Below are 19,895 nucleotides of genomic sequence, written 5' to 3' on the forward strand. Positions count from 1 at the left end.
AGTCCTTGGCCACCGACACACAACCCCCCGCTCCACCGACTCCACCCGCTCCACCCGCGCGCCACGGCGTCCTTTCCGCCGGGCGCGCGGCCATTGCGGCACGACATCTGCGCACCGACCGCTGGTGGCTGCAGCCGCTGCTGACCGCGCTCGGCCTGAGCGCCTTCGTCGTCTACTCGACCTGGCGGGCCTTCGCGAACGCGCACTACTACGCCGAGCCGTACGTATCGCCGTTCTACTCGCCCTGTCTGGGCTCGAACTGCGTGGACATGCCGCTCGGCGCCCGCTGGCCGCTCTTCGGGGACTGGTGGGGGCTGTCCCCCGCCCTGCTGGTGCTGATCTTCCCGCTGGGCTTCCGCCTGACCTGCTACTACTACCGCAAGGCGTACTACCGCGGCTTCTGGGCCTCGCCGCCCGCCTGCGCGGTGGCCGAGCCGCACGAGAAGTACACCGGTGAGACGCGGTTCCCGCTGATCCTGCAGAACATCCACCGGTACTTCTTCTACTTCGCCATCCCGGTCGCCGTGATCCTGACCTACGACGTCGTGCTCGCCTTCCGGGACGAGCACGGGGCGTGGGGCCACATGGGCCTGGGCACCCTGGTGCTGCTGGTGAACATCGCCCTGATCTGGGCGTACACCTTCTCGTGCCACTCATGCCGGCACATCGTCGGCGGCCGTCTGCGGCACTTCTCCAAGCACCCGGTGCGGTACCGCATGTGGACCTGGGTGGGGAAGCTCAACTCCCGCCACATGCTGCTGGCCTGGCTGTCGCTGGCGAGCGTGGCGCTCGCCGATCTCTATGTCTACCTGGTCGCCAGTGGGGCGTTCGACGATCCGAGGTTCTTCTGATGGCACAAGTCGAACGGCACGCGTACGACGTCGTCGTGGTCGGCGCGGGCGGGGCGGGGCTGCGCGCCGCCATCGAGGCGCGCGAGCAGGGCATGCGTACCGCCGTGATCTGCAAGTCGCTCTTCGGCAAGGCGCACACCGTGATGGCCGAGGGCGGCATCGCCGCGAGCATGGCCAACGTCAATCCGCACGACAACTGGCAGGTCCACTTCCGCGACACCATGCGCGGCGGGAAGTTCCTCAACCAGTGGCGGATGGCGGAGCTGCACGCCCGGGAGGCTCCGGACCGGGTGTGGGAGCTGGAGACCTGGGGCGCGCTCTTCGACCGCACGAAGGACGGGAGGATCTCCCAGCGCAACTTCGGCGGCCACGAGTACCCGCGCCTGGCGCACGTCGGCGACCGCACCGGCCTGGAGCTGATCCGCACCCTCCAGCAGAAGATCGTCTCGCTGCAGCAGGAGGACCACCGCGAGCACGGGGACTACGAGGCCCGGCTGAAGGTCTTCCAGGAGTGCACGGTCACCCGGGTGCTCAAGGAGGACGGTGAGGACGGCCGTGTCTGCGGCGTCTTCGGCTACGTCCGCGAGTCGGGCCGCTTCTTCGTCATCGAGGCGCCCGCCGTGGTGCTGGCGACCGGCGGCATCGGCAAGTCCTTCAAGGTGACGTCGAACTCGTGGGAGTACACCGGCGACGGGCACGCGCTGGCGCTGCTGGCCGGGGCACCGCTGATCAACATGGAGTTCGTGCAGTTCCACCCGACGGGGATGGTCTGGCCGCCGTCGGTGAAGGGCATCCTCGTCACCGAGTCGGTCCGCGGCGACGGCGGGGTGCTGCGCAACTCCGAGGGCAAGCGGTTCATGTTCGACTACGTCCCGGACGTCTTCAAGGAGAAGTACGCGCAGAGCGAGGACGAGGGCGACCGCTGGTACGAGGACCCGGACAACAACCGCCGGCCGCCCGAGCTGCTCCCCCGGGACGAGGTGGCCCGCGCGATCAACTCCGAGGTCAAGGCGGGCCGCGGCTCCCCGCACGGCGGGGTGTTCCTTGATGTGTCGACCAGGCTGTCCGCCGAGGTCATCCGGCGCAAACTGCCATCGATGCACCACCAGTTCAAGGAGCTGGCGGACGTCGACATCACCGCCGAGGCCATGGAGGTCGGCCCCACCTGCCACTACGTGATGGGCGGTGTGGACGTCGACCCGGACACGGCGGCGGCGACCGGGGTGCCGGGGCTGTACGCCGCGGGCGAGGTGGCCGGCGGCATGCACGGCTCCAACCGGCTGGGCGGCAACTCGCTGTCCGACCTGCTGGTCTTCGGGCGCCGGGCGGGCCTGCACGCGGCCGAGTACGCGACCGGGCTCGGCGGCACACGTCCGGCCGTCGTGGAGTGGCAGGTCGACGCCGCCGCCGCCGAGGCGCTGCGGCCGTTCAGCGCGGAGGCCGAGGCCGTACCGGACGGCGTCCCGGAGAACCCGTACACGCTCCACCAGGAGCTGCAGCAGACGATGAACGACCTGGTCGGCATCATCCGCCGGCAGGGCGAGATGGAGGAGGCGCTGACCCGGCTGGACGCGCTGCGGGTGCGGGCCCGGCGGGCCGGCGTCGAGGGGCACCGGCAGTTCAACCCGGGCTGGCACCTCGCCATCGACCTGCGGAACATGCTGCTGGTGAGCGAGTGCGTGGCCCGGGCGGCGCTGGAGCGCACGGAGTCGCGGGGCGGTCACACCCGGGACGACCACCCGGAGATGGACCGCCGCTGGCGCAAGCTCAACCTGGTCTGCGAACTCTCCGACCCGGCCGACGCGTTCGGCGAGGTGTCGGTCGGGCGGCGTGAGATGGACCCGATCCGGCCCGACCTGCTCGCGCTCTTCGAGAAGGACGAGTTGCTCAAGTACCTGACGGACGAGGAGCTGGACCGGTGAGCACGTACACGGCGCACTTCAGGGTCTGGCGCGGCGACGCGGACGGCGGCGGGCTGCAGGACTACCGGGTCGAGGTCCACGACGGCGAGGTGGTCCTCGACATCATCCACCGGCTGCAGGCCACCCAGGCGGGCGACCTGGCGGTGCGCTGGAACTGCAAGGCCGGCAAGTGCGGCTCGTGCAGCGCGGAGGTCAACGGCAGGCCGCGGCTGATGTGCATGACCCGCATGTCGGTGTTCGGCCGGGACGAGACCATCACGGTCACGCCGATGCGGACCTTCCCCGTGGTGCGGGACCTGGTGACGGACGTGTCCTTCAACTACGACAAGGCGCGGGAGGTGCCGTCCTTCGTCCCGCCCGAGGGAGTGGCGCCGGGTGAGTACCGGATGCTCCAGGAGGACGTGGAGCGCTCTCAGGAGTTCCGCAAGTGCATCGAGTGCTTCCTGTGCCAGGACACCTGCCATGTGGTCCGTGACCACGAGGAGAACAAGAAGGCCTTCGCGGGTCCGCGCTTCCTGATGCGGGTGGCGGAACTGGACATGCACCCGCTGGACGCGGCGGAGGAGCAGGGCCTGGACCGCAAGCGGTCGGCACAGGACGAGCACGGGCTCGGCTACTGCAACATCACCAAGTGCTGTACCGAGGTCTGCCCCGAGCACATCAAGATCACCGACAATGCGCTCATCCCGCTCAAGGAGCGCGCGGTGGACCGCAAGTACGACCCGCTGGTCTGGCTCGGCGACAAGATCCGGCGCAGGACCTGAGTCACCGGTTCTCCCCCGTGGTGGAGGCGCTGCTCAGAAGAGGCTGAGCAGCGCCTCTATCGTGTCCTCGCCGGTGCTGCCCCCGCCGTCCGAGGGCAGGTCCAGCTCGAACCAGACGGTCTTGCCGCGGTGGGTGCGGCGGGAGCCCCAGCGGGTGCTGAGCAGGGAGACCAGTTGCAGTCCGCGGCCGCCCTCGTCGGTGGCGCGGGCCCGCCGGCGGCGCGGCTGGGCGAGGGCGTCGTCCCAGACCTCGCAGACCAGCGTGCGGTCGCGCAGCAGGCGCAGCCGGATGTCGCCCTGGCCGTGCCGCAGCGCGTTGGTGACCAGTTCGCTGACGAGCAGTTCGGTGGTGTCGACCAGCGCGGCCATGTCCCAGGAGACCAGGCAGTCGCGGGCGAGCTCGCGGGCGCGGGCCACGGAGCGGGGGTTGGGCTCCAGCGTCCAGTCCCCGACGGAGTCGGCGGGCAGGCCGTGGACGCGGGCCATGAGCAGGGCGATGTCGTCCTCGCCGTGGGCGGTGTCGAGCCGGGCGAGTATGTGGTCGCAGACGTCCTCCAGCGGGCGCTGGGGTTCGTCCAGCGCGGCGCGGAAGGCGCGCAGGCCCTCGTCGAGCGGGTGGTTGCGGGACTCGACGAGGCCGTCGGTGTAGAGGGCGAGGAGGGCGCCGTCCGGCAGGTCGACCTCGACCTCCTCGAAGGGCTCGCCGCCGACGCCCAGCGGCATGCCGGTGGGCACCTCCAGCATCATGGCCTGCTCGCCGGGTTCGACGAGGACCGGCGGCAGGTGGCCGGCGTTGGCGATGGTGACGCGGCGGGTGATGGCGTCGTAGACGGCGTACACACAGGTGGCGAGATAGACCTCGGACAGGTCCGAGCCGTCGCTCCCCTTGCCGCGCCGGCTGCTGCGGCCGTCGCCGCTGCCGCCGAGCCCGCGGGCGACCTCGTCGAGGGCGGAGAGCACGTCGGCGGGTTCGATGTCCAGCAGCGCCAGGGTGCGTACGGCGGTGCGCAGTTCGCCCATCGCCACGGCGGCGCGCAGACCGCGGCCCATGACGTCGCCGACGACGAGCGCGGTGCGGTGGCCGGGGAGTTCGATGACGTCGAACCAGTCGCCGCCGACCTCGGTCTCCATGTTGCCGGGCAGGTAGCGGCAGGCGATGTCGAGTCCGGCGGCCTCGGGGTTGCCGGGCGGGAGCAGGCTGCGCTGCAGGATGAGGGCGCGTTCGTGCTCGCGCCGGTAGAGCCGGGCGTTGTCGATGAAGACGGCGGCGCGGGCGGCGAGTTCCTCGGCGAGCATCCGGTCGCGCTCGGAGAAGGGCTCGCTGCCCTTGGCGCGGGCGAACTGGACCAGGCCCAGCACGGTGTCGCGGGCGACGACGGGCACGGCGAGGGTGGACTGCACCAGGCCACCGCCGAGTTCGCCGAGCTCCACCTCCCCGTCGCCGGCGTCGGCGCCTATGACCTGGGTCTGGGCGGTGCGCAGGGCGCTCGCCCAGGGCGAGTTGAAGGGGTAGCGGTGGACGGCGCCCACCGAGACCGGGCCGCCCGCGTGGCCGCCGTCCAGGGGGGTCACGGGCGCGTCGGAGACGGCGCTGGCGAAGGCGACCCGGCGGACCTCGCCACTGCCGTCGGCGGTGCCGACCGGGCCCTCCTCGCCGACCAGGAGCGCCTGGTAGAGGTCGACCGAGGCCAGGTCGCAGAAGTGCGGCACGGCGACGTCGAGCAGTTCGCGGGCGGTGGTCTCCAGGTCCAGGGAGCTGCCGATGCGCCGGCTGGCCTCGTTGAGCAGGGCGAGGTTGCGGCGGGTGTGCGCGGCCTCCCGCTCGGCGCGCTGGCGTCCGGTGACGTCCTGGGCGACGCCGGCGACGCCGATGGGCCGCCCGCTGCCGCTGTGCAGCCGGTACAGGGAGATCGCCCAGCGCCTGCGGTTGTTGGTGCCGGACCCCGAGGGGACGGTGCCGACGATCGTCATGTCCAGGACCGGGTCGCCGCTGTCCAGCACCTGCTTGAGGGCGGCGGTGAGCCGGTCGGCCTCGACGCGGGAGAGGAAGTCGTGCGGGGTGCGGCCGCGGTGGTCGCCGGGGTTGCGGCCGAAGACGGTGGAGAAGCGCTGGTTGACGCGGAGCAGCTTGAGGTTGGTGTCGAAGAGGATGAAGCCCATCGGCGACTGGCCGAACACCGCCTGCGAGGAGGCGAGGTCGGTCTCGATCTGGCGCAGCACACGGACGTCCACGGCGATGCAGAGCGCCCCGCGCCGGCCCGTCTCGCTCCGCGAGGGCATGACGTAGACCTCGGCCAGGCCCTCCTGGCCGGCCTTGTCGCGGTACGGCACGGTGCCGATCCACTCGCGCCCGTCGAGGATCTCCGCGACGCGCTCGTGCGCCCGGGTGCGCTGGTCCTCGGGGACGAAGGCGGTGATGGGGTCCTGGCCGAGCGCCTCGGACGCGGATACGCCGAAGAACTCCTCGGCGCGCTCGCTCCACTGCTCGATCCGCCCGTCGGGGCCGAGGGAGAACGAGGCCACCCGGATGTAGTCGTAGAGGGAGCCGGGCGGACTGGACTGCCAGGCGCTCTGTGTCACGGCCTCAGCGTTCCGGGGCCCAACAACCCCCGACGGCTCATCGCTCACGCCCGACCCCTCCAGCTCACACATACGGACCGGCTGGTGCCGAGTATTCAGCATTACCCCCGTTCCGCACATGCACTTGTCGATCACAGCATCATCTCGAGGCGTACGAATTCCGCCGACGCCCCACTTCAACTACCCTGCTCCGGCCCGCCGAACCGTGCGTGACCGGTCATCCGCGGGGGCCGCCCGCGGCGTTCGCCGCGGCGGGGAGGGCGAGCTCGAACCAGACCGTCTTGCCCTGCGGGCCGTGCCGGGTGCCCCAGCGCCGGGAGGTGTGGGCGACCAGGTGCAGCCCGCGGCCGCCCTCGTCCTCCTCGCTTGCGGCGCGCCGGCGGGGCGGGTCGGGCAGCGGGTCGGAGACCTCGACCAGGAGCGAGGTGCCGCGCACCATGCGCACCCCGATGGGACCGCGGGCGTACCGCAGGGAGTTGGTGACGAGTTCGCTGACGAGCAGCACGGTGACGTCGGTGAGCTCGCGCAGCCCCCACTGCGCCAGGGTGTCCGTCACGTTCCGCCGGGCACGGCGTACGGCGCTCGGCTCGGCCGTGAACGCCCAGTGGGCCGTGCTGCCCTCCGGGAGGCCGCCGAGGCGGGCCATGAGCAGGGCCACGTCGTCGGGTTCGCGGCCCTGGGCGAGGGTGGCCAGCAGGTCGTCGCAGGCCTGCTCCAGGGAGCGCAGCGGCCGGCGGGCGAGCACCGACCGCATCCGGTCCATGCCGACCCCGATGTCCTCGCCGCGCGCCTCGACCAGCCCGTCGGTGTAGAGCACGAGGACGGAGGAGTCGGGCACGTCGAGCTCGACGGACTCGAAGTCGACGCCGCCGACGCCCAGCGGCACCCCGGCCGGGGAATCCAGCAGCCGGGCCCGGCCGCCCCCGTGGCTCGCGGGCTCCACCAGGACGGGCGGCGGATGCCCGGCGCGGGCCACGGCGAGCCGCCGGGTGGAGGGGTCGTAGACGGCGTACACGCAGGTCGCCGTCCAGCCCTCGGCCGTGCCCGCGGCGAGGTCGTCGCCGAGGTCGTCGACGCGGCGCAGCAGTTCCTCCGGCGCCATCTCCAGCGCGGCCAGGGTCCGCACGGCGGTACGCAGCCGGCCCATCGTGGCGGCGGCGCGCAGCCCGTGGCCGATGACGTCCCCGACGACGAGGGCGACCCGCCCGCCGGCGAGCGGGATGACGTCGAACCAGTCGCCGCCCGCCGCCGCCCCGCTGCTGCCGGGGACGTAGCGGAAGGCGAGGTCGACGCCGGGCGGCTCGGGCACGCTCCGCGGCAGCAGGCTGCGCTGCAGCATCAGGGCGCCCTCGCGCTCGCGGATGTAGAGGCGCGCGTTGTCCAGGGCCGCCGCGGAGCGGTCGCACAGTTCCATGGCGAGTTCGACGTCGTCCTGGTCGAAGGGGTCCCGGCCGCCGGCGCGGCTGACGACCAGCAGCCCGAGGACGATGCCGCGGGCGCGCAGCGGGGCGACCAGCAGCGAGTGGATGCCGAGGTCCAGGGCGGCCTGCACCTTGGGGTCGCCGGGGAAGGTGGCGACGGAGTCGCGCAGTTCGTCCGCGCTGCGCACCAGGGCGGGCCGCGCGCTGTGCAGCACGGAGCCGAAGACGGACGCCCGGTCGACCTCGACGACCTTGCCGATGCCGATCATCCGGTCGACCAGGGGGCCCTCCTTGATCGCCCCGATGCCGAGCTGGCGCATCTCCGTGCGCTCCCCGTACGGGGCGCCGGGCAGCTCCCCGCCGTCCGGCACGGCCGCGTGCAGGATCACCCCGCTGTAGTCGCTGAAGCGCGGGACGACGGTCCCGGCCAGCTGCTCGGCGATGCGCCGTACGTCCAGCAGGTCCGCCAGGCGCGAGCCGACGTCGTTGAGCAGTGCCAGCCGGCGCCGGGTGCGCTCGATCTTCTCGGCGCTCTGCTGGCGCTCCGTCACGTCCATCACGCTGCAGCTGATCCCCAGCACCCGGCCCGCGCGGTCCTCCAGCCGGTGGTACGACACCGAGCGCCAGCCGCCGGACGGTCCGGGCACGACGACGTCGATGACCGGTCGGCCGGTGGCCAGCACGTGCCGCTGGAGGGTGGTGAGCTCGTCGGCGGCTCCGGCGGTCACGATCTCCTCGACGTGGTGGCCGAGGGTCTGCGCGGCGGGGACCTCGTTCATCCGCGTCAGGGCGTCGTTGACACGGACGTAGCGCAGCTCGGTGTCGAAGATCGCGACGCCCAGGGGCGAGGAGTCGAAGAGCGAGTCCAGTGCCGCCAGGTCGTGCTCCATGCCGCGGATCCGGCTGGTCTCGGCGATCGAGACCAGGACGAAGGGCCGGCCGTCGCCGTCCACGAGGAGCGAGGCCCGTGCCTCGACCTGCACCCGGTGGCCGTCGCGGTGCCGGACGGCGAGGACGCCGTCCCAGCGGCCGGTGCGCAGCACCTCGGCCAGGATCGGCTCGGCGGGGCCGGGGCGGGGCACGGAGGCCGTCCGGCGCCCGGCGGGCGCGGATGTCCCGGGCCGCCCCGCCCGCCCGCCGTCCTCGGCGGGGTCGATCAGGGCGGAGACCCGGCGGCCCACGATGTGCTCGCCCGGCCAGCCGAGCATCTCCTCCGCGAGGGGGCTCCAGAGCAGGACCCGGCCAGAGGTGTCGAGGATGACGACGGCCGGCCGCAGGGTGTCCATCAGCGTCCCGGAGGCGGTGGGCCCGCCCGGCGCCGGTCCCGCGGATCCGGGCCGGAGCCCGGCGTGGGCGCGCTCGTGCGCGGCCGGGGACTCGGGGTGTCCCGGGTCCTCGCCCTTCGCAGTGCCGCCCTCGCTCCCGCTCACGTGTGGGGACCCCAGACCATTGCAGGGCCACCGGCTCGGGGCCGGCCGACCGTCTTCGGATCAATCCCCACATACCCGATATTCCGCGCCGCATATCCGTCCCGGCGTGCCGCGGGGGTCCCGCCCTTCGGGCGCACGGACGCGGGCCGCGGACGGGAGGGTGGGGTCCGGGGCCGGTCGGCGGTGTGCGGACCGATGGTCGGCGGGGGGTTCAGGCTCCGGAGCGAGGCCGGTTGTTCGGGGGGTGCCGGTCTCGTCGCCGTCCGCGGGTGCGGATCGCTGGTTGCCACGCCCGCCCTTCGTGGGAGGCTCGCCTGCCGTGACCCGCGTCCGCGGGTGCTTCCCCGACATCGGGCCCCGTTCCGCCGGACATGTCGGGGAAAGCGGGCCCGATCTTCCGTGGGCCCCTCGACAGCACCTCGAATCACCGGCAGACGCCGGTTACGGCAGGCCCGCCCACCACCGGGAGCAGGCGTGGAATCGGCCGTCTGCACCCGCGGACGGCAACGAGACCCCCGCCGACGCGAAGGCACCCCGTTCCGGAGCCCGAACCCCCGCCACGCACCCACCCGCACACGGCCGAGGAGGGCAGCCCCCGCCCTCCCCTCCGCAGCCGGCCGCTGTGCGCCCGAAGGGCGCGAGACGAACCCGCACCCCCCGCGTCGACGACCCGGTGCGCGCCGGGTGGGTGCGGTCAGCCCCGGGTCGGGCCCTGGGCGGCTGCCCGGGCCGCCGCCCAGGCGGCCGCGGGACGGTCCTGGTCGAGCCAGTCGACCTCGTCGAGGCGGTCGGGGGTGAGCCAGCGCAGCTCGTCGTGGTCCTCCAGGGGCCGGGGCTCCCCGGAGAGGATGCGGGCGGTCCACACCTGCAGGACGTAACCGGGCTTGAGCGGCCATTCGCCGGGGACCCGCTCCAGCGCCTCGGCCTCCACGCCCAGTTCCTCGCGCAGTTCCCGGATCAGCGCCTGCGGCGCCGTCTCACCCGCCTCGAGCTTGCCGCCGGGCAGCTCCCAGCGCCCCGCCAGCTCCGGCGGCGCGCTGCGCCGCGCCGCGAGCAGCCTGCCGCGGTCGAGCACGGCCGCGCCGACCACCACCGTCACGTCCTGCGTCGTCATGGGCGGCACCTTATCCGGGACGGCTGTCCCCGGCGGCTTCCGGGAAGGCTTCCGCGGCGGACGGCTAGGACGCGCGCCGGTCGATCCGCTCGATGAGGTAGAGCTGCTTGTGGCCGCGCGCGTCGAGGGTGTCGGCGACGTGTTCGGCCTCCTGCCGGGTGGCGTAGCGGCCGACCCGGTAACGGTTGCCGTTGTCGTCCTGGCGTATGACCACCCAGACCAGCTCGCTCATCGGATCTCCTCCAGGTGCGCCACGTTGGCCCGGTCGTCGTCCTCGCCGCTCGGGGCGCCGGCGAACCACGCGTCGAGGATCTCCCTGAGCAGGGGCTCGCTGGTCAGACGCAGGCTCAGGGCGAGGGCGTTGGCGTCGTTCCACTTGCGGGCGCCGTCCGCGGAGTACGCGTCGGCGCAGAGGGCGGCGCGGACGCCGGGCACCTTGTTGGCGGCGATGGACGCTCCCGTGCCCGTCCAGCAGCACACGACGGCCTGGTCGGCGCGGCCCGTCGCGAGGTCCCGGGCGGCGTTCTCCGCACTCCAGGCCCAGTCCTTGCGGTCGCCGGCGCGCAGGGCGCCGTAGGCGATCACGGTGTGGCCGCGGCGGCGCAGTTCGTCGACGACCAGCCGCGCAACCGGCTCGTCCATGTCCGAGGAAACGGCGATGCGCATATGCCGGAGCCTACGCCCGAACGTGACGCGCCGGACACGTTCGGGCAGTATTCGACTCGATCGGGCCATGTTCGATTGGGAGTTGACTCAGAAGGGGCTCTTGTCCGCGCCGTTCGCGCATCGGTGTGCGCCCCGGCGCCGCCCCGTACGGCCCGCGCACCACCGGCGCCGCGCCGGCACCCGGCCCACCAGTGGGCTTGCCGGCGACGGCGCACAGGGGGCGCGGCCCGCGGTACGGGCCCGGACCCGGCCGCCCCGCCCCGCCGGAGCGGCCCGGTGTCCGGGCGGGGTCACTTCACCGGCATCCGGTACGACACCCGGTAGCGGTCGGCCGGGATGACGAGGTCCGCGGTCTCGACGGGCAGTCCCGACGCGTAGTACGTACGGCGGATCTCGATGACCACGTGCCCGGGCACCCCGCCCAGCACCGCGGTCTCCTCCGCGAGCCCGGGCCGGGCGCCGACGTCCTCGGCCACGTTGTCGACCACGACGTCGAGCGCGGCCATGCGCTCCACCACTCCCTGCCCGGCCAACGGGCCCTCCTCCGGCAGCAGGACGGGCGAGCGGCCGGTCACCGACAGCGGCTCCCACGAGGTGGCGAGCATCATCGGCTCGCCCTCCGTCCGGTAGAGGTAGCGCGTGCGCATCACGCGGTCGCCGGGCTTGATGCCCAGCCTCTCGGCGATGCGCGCGGTGGCCGTGTCCTGGAAGCTGTTCGACTCCCAGGTGCCCTTGAAGCCCTCGTCGGCCTGCTCCTGCCGGAACGGCGTCGCCTGGCCGCTGCCCGGCCGGTAGCCCGTACGCACGACCAGCCGCGGGTCGGGGCGCTCGCGCACGTACGTGCCGGAGCCGGACCGGCCCTCGACGAAGCCCTCGGCCATCAGCACCTTGCGGGCTTCCAGGGCGACGGTGTCCGACACCCCGTACTCCGCGCGGATGCGGGCCTGCGACGGCAGGCGGGTGTGTGGGGGGAGGCTGCCGTCGAGGATCTTCCGGCGGAGATCCTCGGCGACGCGCAGGTACGCGGGCTGCTCACCGAAAGGCACGTGCCCCTCCCTCGGGTTGACTGTGTGCAACAGCTTGACAACTCAGGGTTGCCACCCGCAAGCCTTCCGCAGGGCTTTACCCGTGTCGCGTCACCCGGGCAGCAGATCGAAGGCCGCGAGAACCACCCTCGCGTGCTGCTCCGCCTGCTGACGCACCGGGATCCAGCGGGCCCGGTGCGCCGTCTCGTACGCCTCGCACCACTCCGCCACCAGCCGCTCCAGCAGTTCCCGCACGGGGGCCGGCGGGGCGGGCGGGAGCTCAGCGGTACGCACCACCCGCAGCAGCATCGCGGCGGCGCGCAACGGCAGTCGCTGCGCGTAGATCTCGACGCTGCTGACCCGGGCCCGGGTCATCGCGGGCAGCGGCGGGGCGGCCGCCGTGCGCAGCGCCGGGTCCCAGTCCGCGGCGAGCGCCGGGCCGACCGCGACGATCTCCTGCGCGGCGCGCAGCAACGGCCCGCCGTCATCGGGCAGGTGCGGCCGCACCTCCCCGATGAGCCCGCCGACCAGCAGGCTGGCGCGGCGCAGCGCCTCCCCCGCCGTGCGCAGCGCGCGCTCGGCACTCGGGTGCGGCGAGGTGTCGGCGGCGCGGTCGCACGCCCACATGGGCACCTCGGCGATCGCGGTGACGCCGCCGTACCGGTGGGCGTACGTCCAGGTGGAGTTGGAGGCGTCCTCGCGCGGGCCGCCGGGCGGCGGCAGCACGTACACCCCGGGGCCGGGGCTCGGCCAGTGGAAGGCGTCGGAGGAGCCGGCCTCCAGGGGGATGTCGAACTCGGCGGCGGACTTGGCGATCCGCTCCGCGAGCCGCGGGATGTCCCGGGTCACCTGGATGAAGGTGCCGCCCACGTCGATGCCGTGCAGCGAGCACTGCAGCACCGGCCGCAGTTCGTCGATGACCCCGATCAGCGCCCGGGTCTCGGGCAGGGCCCCGTCCAGCGTGCCGTCGTCCGGCAGCCACTCGGGCTGCTCCGCGGCGCGCGGGCGGAAGAAGTGCCGGTAGTGGCCGAGCATGGTGAACCGGGCGTCCGGGACGGCCTCGTTGAGCCGGGCGCCGTCCGGGTCCGCGCAGAGCAGGAAGTGCCAGGCGGCGTCGGTGCCGTCGCGCAGCACGGGGTCGGCGGTGACCCGCCGGGCCAGCAGCAGCGCGGTGGCGCCGCCGACCATCTCGTTGGCGTGCGGGCCGGCCACCACCAGGACGTTGCGCGATCCGTGCCCGACCGAGAGCAGCAGCAGCGGCTCCCCGGCCCGGGACAGCCCCACCGTCCGCAGTCGGCAGACGTCGGGGCGGCGGAGCGCCAGGGCCCTGGCCGCCGCGGCGACCTCGTCCACGGTCGGATAGCGCTCGCCGACAGCGGTGTCCCCCGGAGATGTCATGCAGCCCCCCGCTTCGGTCCCTACGGTCAGGTTCGGATTGTTCCAATCCGTACGGAGCCGGGGCTAGGCCCTGTCGTCAAAGTGGCTCCCCCGGCCGGGTGCCAGGGGGAGCCACTTCGACGACGGGGGCGTCGAGCGCGTCGGGCGGCGGTCCGGCCCGGCACGACGGAGGGGTACGGCCGCCGACGCGGCCGTACCCCTCCTGCGCTCGGCGGGTGTCAGTGCCGGCGGGCGGCCTGACGGCGACGGGTCGCGAGGACCACACCGCCACCGGCGGCCAGCAGCACGGCCGCGGCGGCCGAGAGCATGCCCACGTTGCCGCTGCCGGTCTCGGCGAGGTCGCCCGAGCCGCCGTTGGGGGACTCGGAGGTCTCGGCCTCGACGGACTCGGACGGCGCGGCCGAGGCCGGCGCCGACTCCGAGGCCGGGGCGGTGGCCGAGGGGGTCTCGGTCGCGGCGGGGGTGGTCTCCTCGCCGCCGGCCGGGGTGGTCTCGTCACCGGCGGGGGTGGTCTCGTCGCCCGAGGGGGTGGTCGGGGTGGAGGTGGCGGGGGTGGACGGGACGGTCTGCGTGGTGCAGTCCTTCGTGCCGCCGTTCCACCAGGCGATCTTCTTGTCGCCGATGACCGCGTGGTTCGGGCCCTCGGGCAGGTCGCCGTGCTCGTAGCCGTCGTTGGCGTCCAGGACGCCGTCGTACTTCTTGTTGCCGTAGTACAGGTCGACCTGCGCGAAGCAGGTGACGTCCGGCACGGCCACGTCGAGCGTGTCGGTGCCGGTGGTGATCTTCACGGTGTCCCAGTCGTGGAACACCTGCTTGCCGGAGGTCTGGAAGGTGGCACCGTGGGTGCGGTAGGAGGCGAGGGACACGGTGCAGGACGCGGAGCCGTCCGCGACCCGGACCTTGACGTGGACCTTGCCGTCCTCGCCGGGCTTGAGGTTGACGTCGTCGACCTTGACCGACGGGTACCAGGCCGTGCCGTCGAGCGAGAACTCGCAGCGGTCGGTGGAGGTCTTGGTGCCGCCGCCCTGGCCGGGCTTGTAGCCGTGGTGGCCACCGCGGTCCCAGCCCTTGCCGCCCGGGCAGTCGCCGGCCCAGGCGGAGGTGGCACCCACGGCGGTGAGGGCGACGGCCGCGGCGCTCACGCCCAGCAGCCGTCCGACGGTGACACGTCGCGATATGGACATGCAGAACCCAATCTTGGCGTTGCGTGGCCCGGCGGGCGCGGCTGACGGCAGCTCTCCCCGTACGTGAGCAGGCCGAGGCGTCACCGGGCGAGTGGTCGAAGTGCACACGGGGCTCATCGGCCCCAGTGGCACCACGCATCGTCGTGGCTCTGTCAATGGGCTGTCAACCTGGGGCGAAGCAAAGGCTCGTGGACCGAGGCCTCGATCCGGCACACCGCGGCCATGGCGCCGAAGGCCAGCACCCGCACCAGATCGGCGTCGTAGGGGTCCGGATCGGCGATCCGCCAGGCCTCCGCGTCCGCCTCGGTGATCCGGTACGGGGCGAGGGCGGCGAGCAGCGCGAGCCGGGCGCCGGGGCGTTCGGCGGCGGGCACCCCGGCGAGCGCCTCGGCGGTCCGGTCGCCGCCGAGCGGCTCGGGCGTGCCGTCCCAGGCGTCCACGGCGGCCACCACCGCCTCCCGGGCGGCGTCGCCGAGCCGTCGCCCTCCCACGGCGGCGGCCCGCCGCAGCGCGGCGAAGGCGGCGCCCACCGGGGCGTCCTCCGCCCACTGCGGCGCGGGCCCGGCCGGACCGCGCAGCAGGGGCAGGCTGGCCCCGGGCGGCAGCGGCCTGCGGACGGTACGGGCCAGGGCCCGGCCGCCGAGGCTGCGCACCAGCCGCAGCCGCTGCAGCCCGCCGGGCAGCAGGTCCTCGGTCAGCAGCGCGGACACCATCCGGTTGACGAAGTGGAAGGCGAGGGCGGTGCCGATGAACTCCGGCGCGTCCCGCGGGCCGAAAGGGCGCGCCGTTGCCGCCGGACCGCCGGGGGGCGCGGTCGCCCTGCCCCAGGCGAGCAGCGCGGCCCGGGCGGGGTCGTCCGGCGTGCCTCCGCGGGCGACCGTCTCGGCGAGGCGGTGGTCACCGGTGGCGTGCAGCAGGACGGTGTGCGCGTCCACGCAGAAGGGGCAGCGGTTCGCGGCCGACACCCCCAGGGCGACCAGCTCCTTGTCGGTGCGCGGGACCCGGCCGGCGAGCAGCGACTCGCGCAGCACGGCCCAGGTCGCGGCGAGCAGGTCGGGGGCGGCCGACAGCGCCACGAAGGTCGGGGCGTGCCCGACGCCGAAGTCGGCGGCGAGCTGGGCGTAGACCTCGGCGGTCCGGCCGGTGGCGTCGCCGGGCGGCGCGGGAGTGGTGAGACGGAAGGGCGTGGCCATGGCCGGGCCTCCTCGCTGACGGCTCGTGGACGGTGGTGTTCGCGTCGGGTCGATCGTGACCGCCCGGGGGCCGTCCGGTCGTCGTCCGGGGGAAGGGGTCCGGCACTGCTCCGGGCGCCGGGGCCGCGGGCGGGACTACTCCACCGGGAGTATCCGCGGAGCCGTCTTCGGGGAGGACGTGCCGCCCGGGGCGGCGGCGTAGGCTGCGGGCATGGGTGGCACGCTGATCGGGCGTCAGGGGTTGGCCGGGCTGCGGGGGTGGCGGGGCGTCGCCTTCGACGCGGTGATCGGCGTCGTCCTGGCTGTCGACGTCCTGCTGCTGCCCGGGGTGCCGCGCCCCTCGAACGCCCTCGACCTGACGCTGGGTCTGGTGGGCGCGCTGGCGGTGGCCGGGAGCCGCCGCCGGCCCGCGGCGGCGCTGCTGCTGTGCACCGGCTGCATGCTGGCCTACGCGCTGCGGGTGCACCCCGGCCCCTCGGCGGCGTTCCCCGTGCTCGTCGCCATCCACATGGCGGTCAGGGCGGGCGGGAAGCGGCTGCCGGTGCAGCTGTCGGCGCTGGCGTTCCTCGCCGGCTATCTCGCCTCCGGGCAGCCGGCGCCCACGTCTGCGCAGTCCACCGCGCTGCTGCTCGGCTGGTTCCTGGCCTCGGTCGCCATGGCCGTGGTGGGCCGGCACCGCCGGGCCTACCTGGAGCAGCTGGAGCGGCGGGCGCTGGACGCCGAACGCACCCGCGAGGAGGCGGCGTTGCGCCGGGCCGGCGAGGAGCGGCTGCGGATCGCCCGGGAGCTGCACGACTCGCTCACCCACAGCATCTCGATCATCAAGCTGCAGGCCGGGGTCGCCGTCCATCTGGCCCGCAAGCGCGGCGAGGAGGTGCCCGACGCGCTGCTGGCGATCCAGGAGGCGAGCGGGGAGGCGATGCGGGAGCTGCGCGCGACCCTGGAGGTGCTGCGCGGCACCGGGGGCGGTCACGGACTGGACCGGATCGAGGACCTGGTGGAGCGCTCGCGCACGGCCGGGCTGCCGACCGGCGTCACGGTCGGCGGACGCGAACGGCCGCTGGGCGACGCGGTCGACCGGGCCGCGTACCGCATCGTGCAGGAGGCGCTCACCAACGTCGCCCGGCACGCCGGGCCGGAGCCCCGGGCCACCGTCCGCATCGAGTACGGCGACCGGGAGCTGGTGGTGCAGGTCGACGACGACGGCACGGCGGCCCCCGGGGACGGCCCGGTGCCCGGGGTCGGGCTGACCGGGATGCGGGAGCGGGTGACCGCGCTCGGCGGGCGGCTGCGGGCCGGGCCGCGGCCCGGGGGCGGCTTCTCCGTACGGGCCGAACTCCCCCTGGACCCCCTTCCCCCGGCCGACGGCGGGACGGCGGCCGGGGCGGCCGGGGCGCCGCTGGAGGAGGTGTCGTGATCCGCGTGCTGATCGTGGACGACCAGGCGCTGATGCGGGCCGGTTTCCGCGCCCTCCTCGACGCCGAGGAGGGCATCGAGGTGGTGGCCGAGGCGGGCGACGGGCAGCAGGGCGTCGAACTCGCCCGGCGGCACGTGCCCGACGTGGTGCTCCTCGACGTCCAGATGCCCGTGCTCGACGGGATCGGCGCGACCAGGCTGATCGCCGCCGATCCGCGGCTGGCCGGCGTGCACGTGGTCATCCTCACCAACTACGGCCTGGACGAGTACGTCTTCGACGCGCTGCGCGCCGGAGCCAGCGGCTTCCTGCTCAAGGACACCGAACCCGCCGACCTCGTCCAGGCCATCCACGTCGCCCGGCGCGGCGACGCCCTGCTCTCCCCCGCCATCACCCGCAGGCTGATCGGCGAGTTCGTCTCGCGGCCCCCCGACGCCACGCACGCGGCGGGCCTGGAGGCGCTGACCAACCGGGAGCGCGAGGTGCTCGCGCTCGTCGCCCGCGGGCTCGCCAACGACGAGATCGCCGGACGGATGGTCATCAGCCCGCTGACCGCCAAGACCCACGTCAGCCGGGCGATGACCAAGCTGGGCGCCCGCGACCGCGCCCAACTGGTCGTCTACGCCTACGAGTCCGGGCTGATCACACCGAAGGGTTCGCCGCAGCGACCGTCGTGGCCAGCCCCAGCGCCTCCCGCGCCCTGACCGCCTCAGCGTGGCCGCTGTGCGCGTCCGCGTCCTCGTAGTGCTCGTAGTAGGCGTCCGCGTCCTTCGCCGCGGCGGCCTCGGCCCAGTACGCGCGCGCCTTCCCGGCCTCCGCCGCGAGCGCGGCGACCGGTTCCGCGGCGCCGGCCGGCCAGTCGTGGGCCCGCAGCGCCCGGGCCTCCACGGCGAGGGCCACCGTGACCTCGCCGGCCCACTTCCGGTAGCCCTCGAGGTCGTCCTCCACGTACTCCTCCTCCGGCCCCCCGGCCATGGCCTCGTTGAGGGCGTTGGCGGCCTCCAGATAGGCGACCTGGTGGGCGTCGAGCGTGCTCGCGTCCTGCCGCAGAGTGCCCTTGAGCGTGCCCTTCTCCTTGCCGAACACGCAGGTCACCTCGCGGTCTCCGAGCTTCCAGGTCTCCCGGTCCGGGGCGTAGTAGTACACCTTGACGTCCGCCGGCACCGCCCACGCGTCCATGGCGTAGCCGTCGGCCAGCCGCTGGCAGCGGTCCTCCACGCGGTCCCTGAGCGCCGCGTCGCCCGGATAGGCCTGGGGCCCGGGCAGCCGGAACGTCCCGACCACCTCGGCGGTGTGCCTCTGCGCGCAGGGCACGGTGTCCATGTCGGCGGCCGGGGCCTGCAAGCCGCCGCCGGGGGTGTCGAAGCACTCGCCCCGGCGCAGCGAGAAGGCGCCGCCGTCCCGGGCCCCTTCCCTGGCGCCCTCCTTGAAGCCCTTGACGAAGGCGCCGGCGCCGCCGACGAGCACGAGCGTGCACAGCAGCGTGCCGACGGCCGAGAGCACCAGCCCGGTCACGGCCATGCCCTTGCCGCGCGCGCCCGTCCGTTTGATCTGCACCAGCGCGATCACCCCGAGCACGACGCCGACCACCGGCACCATGCACAGCAGCCCGGTCACCAGCGCGGCCACGGCGAGCCCGTTCAGCGGCGGCCGCTGCGGCGCGGCCGGCAACGCGTGCGGCGGCGCGGGCTGGTGGGGGTACGAGGGATACGGCGGAGGCTGCACGGAACGGCTCCTCACGGACGGACGAACGTGGCGAACGGCCGCGCGAATATATCCCGGCCCCGGCCCCCCGCCGTCGGCGGCCACCGCTAGGGTTCTCCGGGCCGGGCGCCGGCACCCGAGGGGGAAGCACTGTGTCCGCAGAGGCGGCCGGCACGTTCCGGACGACACCGCGCAGCCGCGCGATCGACACGAACCGTCAGGGGGCGGGCACATGACGACTCGACGGACGGTGCTGGCCGCGGGGGCGGCGCTGCTCGTGGCCGGATGCGCCTCGCGGCGGCCGCAGGAGCGGCGTGAGGCCGCGGAGGGCCCGGTGCGGACGGACACCGCCCCGCTGCAGCGGCGCTTCCCGCTGCTGCGGCGGCTCCACCGTGCCCACTGGCTGGCGTACCACCTGGTCGCGGGCAACGACGGCAGGTCGGTCCCCGGTCCGTCGGACATCCGGGTGGTCGGCCTCGCCGCCCTCGCCGAGGGCCGGGTCGCCGCGCTCACCGCCCGGCGGGACTTCCGCCCGGCCCGCCTGCCCGTGCTCCCGGGCCGTCTCGCCGCCCTCCTCCCGGCGGACGCGGGGTGGCTGCACGGCGACTCCTTCGACGCGGAGATCACCGCGGACGCCTGCAGCGGTTCCTTCTTCCTGTCCCGCTCCCGGGGGCGGGTCTGCTTCGACAGCGTCAACCCGGTGGCCGCCGCGTCGACGCCGTAGCCGGGGCGGGGGACGGGTCAGGACGTGCAGAGCGTCCGCTTCAGCACCTCGTTGACGGCCTCGGCCTGTTCCTCGGTGACCTGGTGGTCGGCACTGCCGAAGCGCGACTGCGCGGCGGCCACCGCGTTGCCGCCTCCGTTGATGGTGGCGCACTGCTGGCGCGCGTTGGCGACGGCCTTGTCCGCGTCGGCGGCCAGGGCCGGGTCGACGGCCTTGAGCGCGGCGAGGAGCGCCGCGCGCTTGACCCCGGTCGGCTCCTCCGGGATGCCCTCGCTGATGTCCGGCACCTTCGAGCCGGGCGCCCCGACGGACGGCGTGGCGCCGCCCTCGGGCCCGCCGCCGGCGTCGCCGGTGCCGGAGCTGCAGGCGGGGAGCGCGAGGAGCACGGCGGCGAGGAGCACTGCGGTGCTGAGGCGTGTACGCATGCCCGCCATGGTGGCCCGCGGCACGTCCGGCCCCCGCCGGTGCGCGGTTTCCGTCGCCGTGCTGTGACCTACGGGAGGAC

The 19,895-nt window shown here is 74.3% G+C and carries 17 protein-coding genes; 6 read left to right on the plus strand and 11 right to left on the minus strand.

Annotation, left to right across the window (positions count from 1 at the left end):
• Positions 1-5 precede the first annotated feature (5 nt).
• Genes OIE69_RS16155 through OIE69_RS16165 form a run of 3 tightly spaced genes read left to right on the plus strand, consistent with a single transcriptional unit; the run spans position 6 to position 3,537 of the window.
• On the plus strand, positions 6-851 hold the full coding sequence (locus tag OIE69_RS16155) for a hypothetical protein (protein ID WP_326572627.1): 846 nt from the start codon (positions 6-8) through the stop codon (positions 849-851).
• Positions 851-2,773, plus strand: coding sequence for a fumarate reductase/succinate dehydrogenase flavoprotein subunit (locus OIE69_RS16160; protein WP_326572628.1), 1,923 nt, complete (start codon positions 851-853; stop codon positions 2,771-2,773). Before OIE69_RS16155 ends, OIE69_RS16160 begins: the two co-directional genes overlap by 1 nt.
• The gene (locus OIE69_RS16165) at positions 2,770-3,537 is read left to right on the plus strand and encodes a succinate dehydrogenase/fumarate reductase iron-sulfur subunit (protein ID WP_326572629.1); all 768 of its coding nucleotides are present in this window, start codon (positions 2,770-2,772) and stop codon (positions 3,535-3,537) included. The genes OIE69_RS16160 and OIE69_RS16165 overlap by 4 nt, the downstream gene beginning before the upstream one ends.
• 33 nt (positions 3,538-3,570) lie before the next feature.
• Here the strand turns inward: OIE69_RS16165 and OIE69_RS16170 are convergent, their stop codons facing one another.
• The 9 genes from OIE69_RS16170 to OIE69_RS16210 form a co-directional block, all read right to left on the minus strand.
• Positions 3,571-6,189, minus strand: coding sequence for a SpoIIE family protein phosphatase (locus OIE69_RS16170; protein ID WP_392567517.1), 2,619 nt, complete (start codon positions 6,187-6,189; stop codon positions 3,571-3,573).
• Positions 6,190-6,334: 145 nt separating this feature from the next.
• Positions 6,335-8,968, minus strand: a complete 2,634-nt coding sequence (locus OIE69_RS16175) for a SpoIIE family protein phosphatase (RefSeq protein WP_326572631.1) — start codon at positions 8,966-8,968, stop codon at positions 6,335-6,337.
• A gap of 694 nt (positions 8,969-9,662) precedes the next feature.
• Positions 9,663-10,082, minus strand: a complete 420-nt coding sequence (locus OIE69_RS16180; RefSeq protein ID WP_326572632.1) for a (deoxy)nucleoside triphosphate pyrophosphohydrolase — start codon at positions 10,080-10,082, stop codon at positions 9,663-9,665.
• Between the two features lie 64 nt (positions 10,083-10,146).
• Entirely contained in the window at positions 10,147-10,314 is a 168-nt protein-coding gene (locus OIE69_RS16185; protein WP_326572633.1) for an SPOR domain-containing protein, read from the minus strand.
• Positions 10,311-10,748 (minus strand): RpiB/LacA/LacB family sugar-phosphate isomerase, encoded by a 438-nt coding sequence (locus OIE69_RS16190; RefSeq protein WP_326572634.1) that lies wholly within the window; start codon positions 10,746-10,748, stop codon positions 10,311-10,313. Before OIE69_RS16190 ends, OIE69_RS16185 begins: the two co-directional genes overlap by 4 nt.
• A gap of 290 nt (positions 10,749-11,038) precedes the next feature.
• On the minus strand, positions 11,039-11,794 hold the full coding sequence (locus OIE69_RS16195; RefSeq protein ID WP_089224167.1) for a GntR family transcriptional regulator: 756 nt from the start codon (positions 11,792-11,794) through the stop codon (positions 11,039-11,041).
• A 90-nt stretch (positions 11,795-11,884) separates the two neighbouring features.
• A complete protein-coding gene (locus OIE69_RS16200; RefSeq protein WP_326572635.1) occupies positions 11,885-13,171 on the minus strand; it encodes a M14 family zinc carboxypeptidase in 1,287 nt (428 codons plus the stop codon).
• Positions 13,172-13,389: 218 nt separating this feature from the next.
• Positions 13,390-14,355 carry a hypothetical protein gene (locus tag OIE69_RS16205; protein WP_326572636.1) on the minus strand — a complete coding sequence of 322 codons (966 nt, stop codon included), beginning with the start codon at positions 14,353-14,355 and terminating at the stop codon, positions 13,390-13,392.
• Positions 14,356-14,507: 152 nt separating this feature from the next.
• The gene (locus OIE69_RS16210; protein ID WP_326572637.1) at positions 14,508-15,548 is read right to left on the minus strand and encodes a carboxymuconolactone decarboxylase family protein; all 1,041 of its coding nucleotides are present in this window, start codon (positions 15,546-15,548) and stop codon (positions 14,508-14,510) included.
• A gap of 211 nt (positions 15,549-15,759) precedes the next feature.
• Here OIE69_RS16210 and OIE69_RS16215 point away from each other — a divergent pair, with 211 nt between their 5' ends.
• Entirely contained in the window at positions 15,760-16,965 is a 1,206-nt protein-coding gene (locus tag OIE69_RS16215; protein ID WP_326572638.1) for a sensor histidine kinase, read from the plus strand.
• The gene (locus tag OIE69_RS16220; protein WP_089224172.1) at positions 16,962-17,666 is read left to right on the plus strand and encodes a response regulator; all 705 of its coding nucleotides are present in this window, start codon (positions 16,962-16,964) and stop codon (positions 17,664-17,666) included. The genes OIE69_RS16215 and OIE69_RS16220 overlap by 4 nt, the downstream gene beginning before the upstream one ends.
• Here the strand turns inward: OIE69_RS16220 and OIE69_RS16225 are convergent.
• Positions 17,605-18,687 (minus strand): DUF4190 domain-containing protein, encoded by a 1,083-nt coding sequence (locus OIE69_RS16225; protein ID WP_326572639.1) that lies wholly within the window; start codon positions 18,685-18,687, stop codon positions 17,605-17,607. The two genes, OIE69_RS16220 and OIE69_RS16225, sit on opposite strands and share 62 nt — an antisense overlap.
• A 211-nt stretch (positions 18,688-18,898) precedes the next feature.
• Here OIE69_RS16225 and OIE69_RS16230 point away from each other — a divergent pair, with 211 nt between their 5' ends.
• Entirely contained in the window at positions 18,899-19,390 is a 492-nt protein-coding gene (locus OIE69_RS16230; RefSeq protein WP_326572640.1) for a hypothetical protein, read from the plus strand.
• A gap of 17 nt (positions 19,391-19,407) precedes the next feature.
• Here OIE69_RS16230 and OIE69_RS16235 read toward each other — a convergent pair whose 3' ends face one another.
• Positions 19,408-19,815, minus strand: a complete 408-nt coding sequence (locus OIE69_RS16235) for a hypothetical protein (RefSeq protein WP_326572641.1) — start codon at positions 19,813-19,815, stop codon at positions 19,408-19,410.
• Positions 19,816-19,895: the final 80 nt, after the last annotated feature.

The organism is Actinacidiphila glaucinigra (genome assembly GCF_035918135.1).
GTDB lineage: Bacteria > Actinomycetota > Actinomycetes > Streptomycetales > Streptomycetaceae > Actinacidiphila > Actinacidiphila glaucinigra.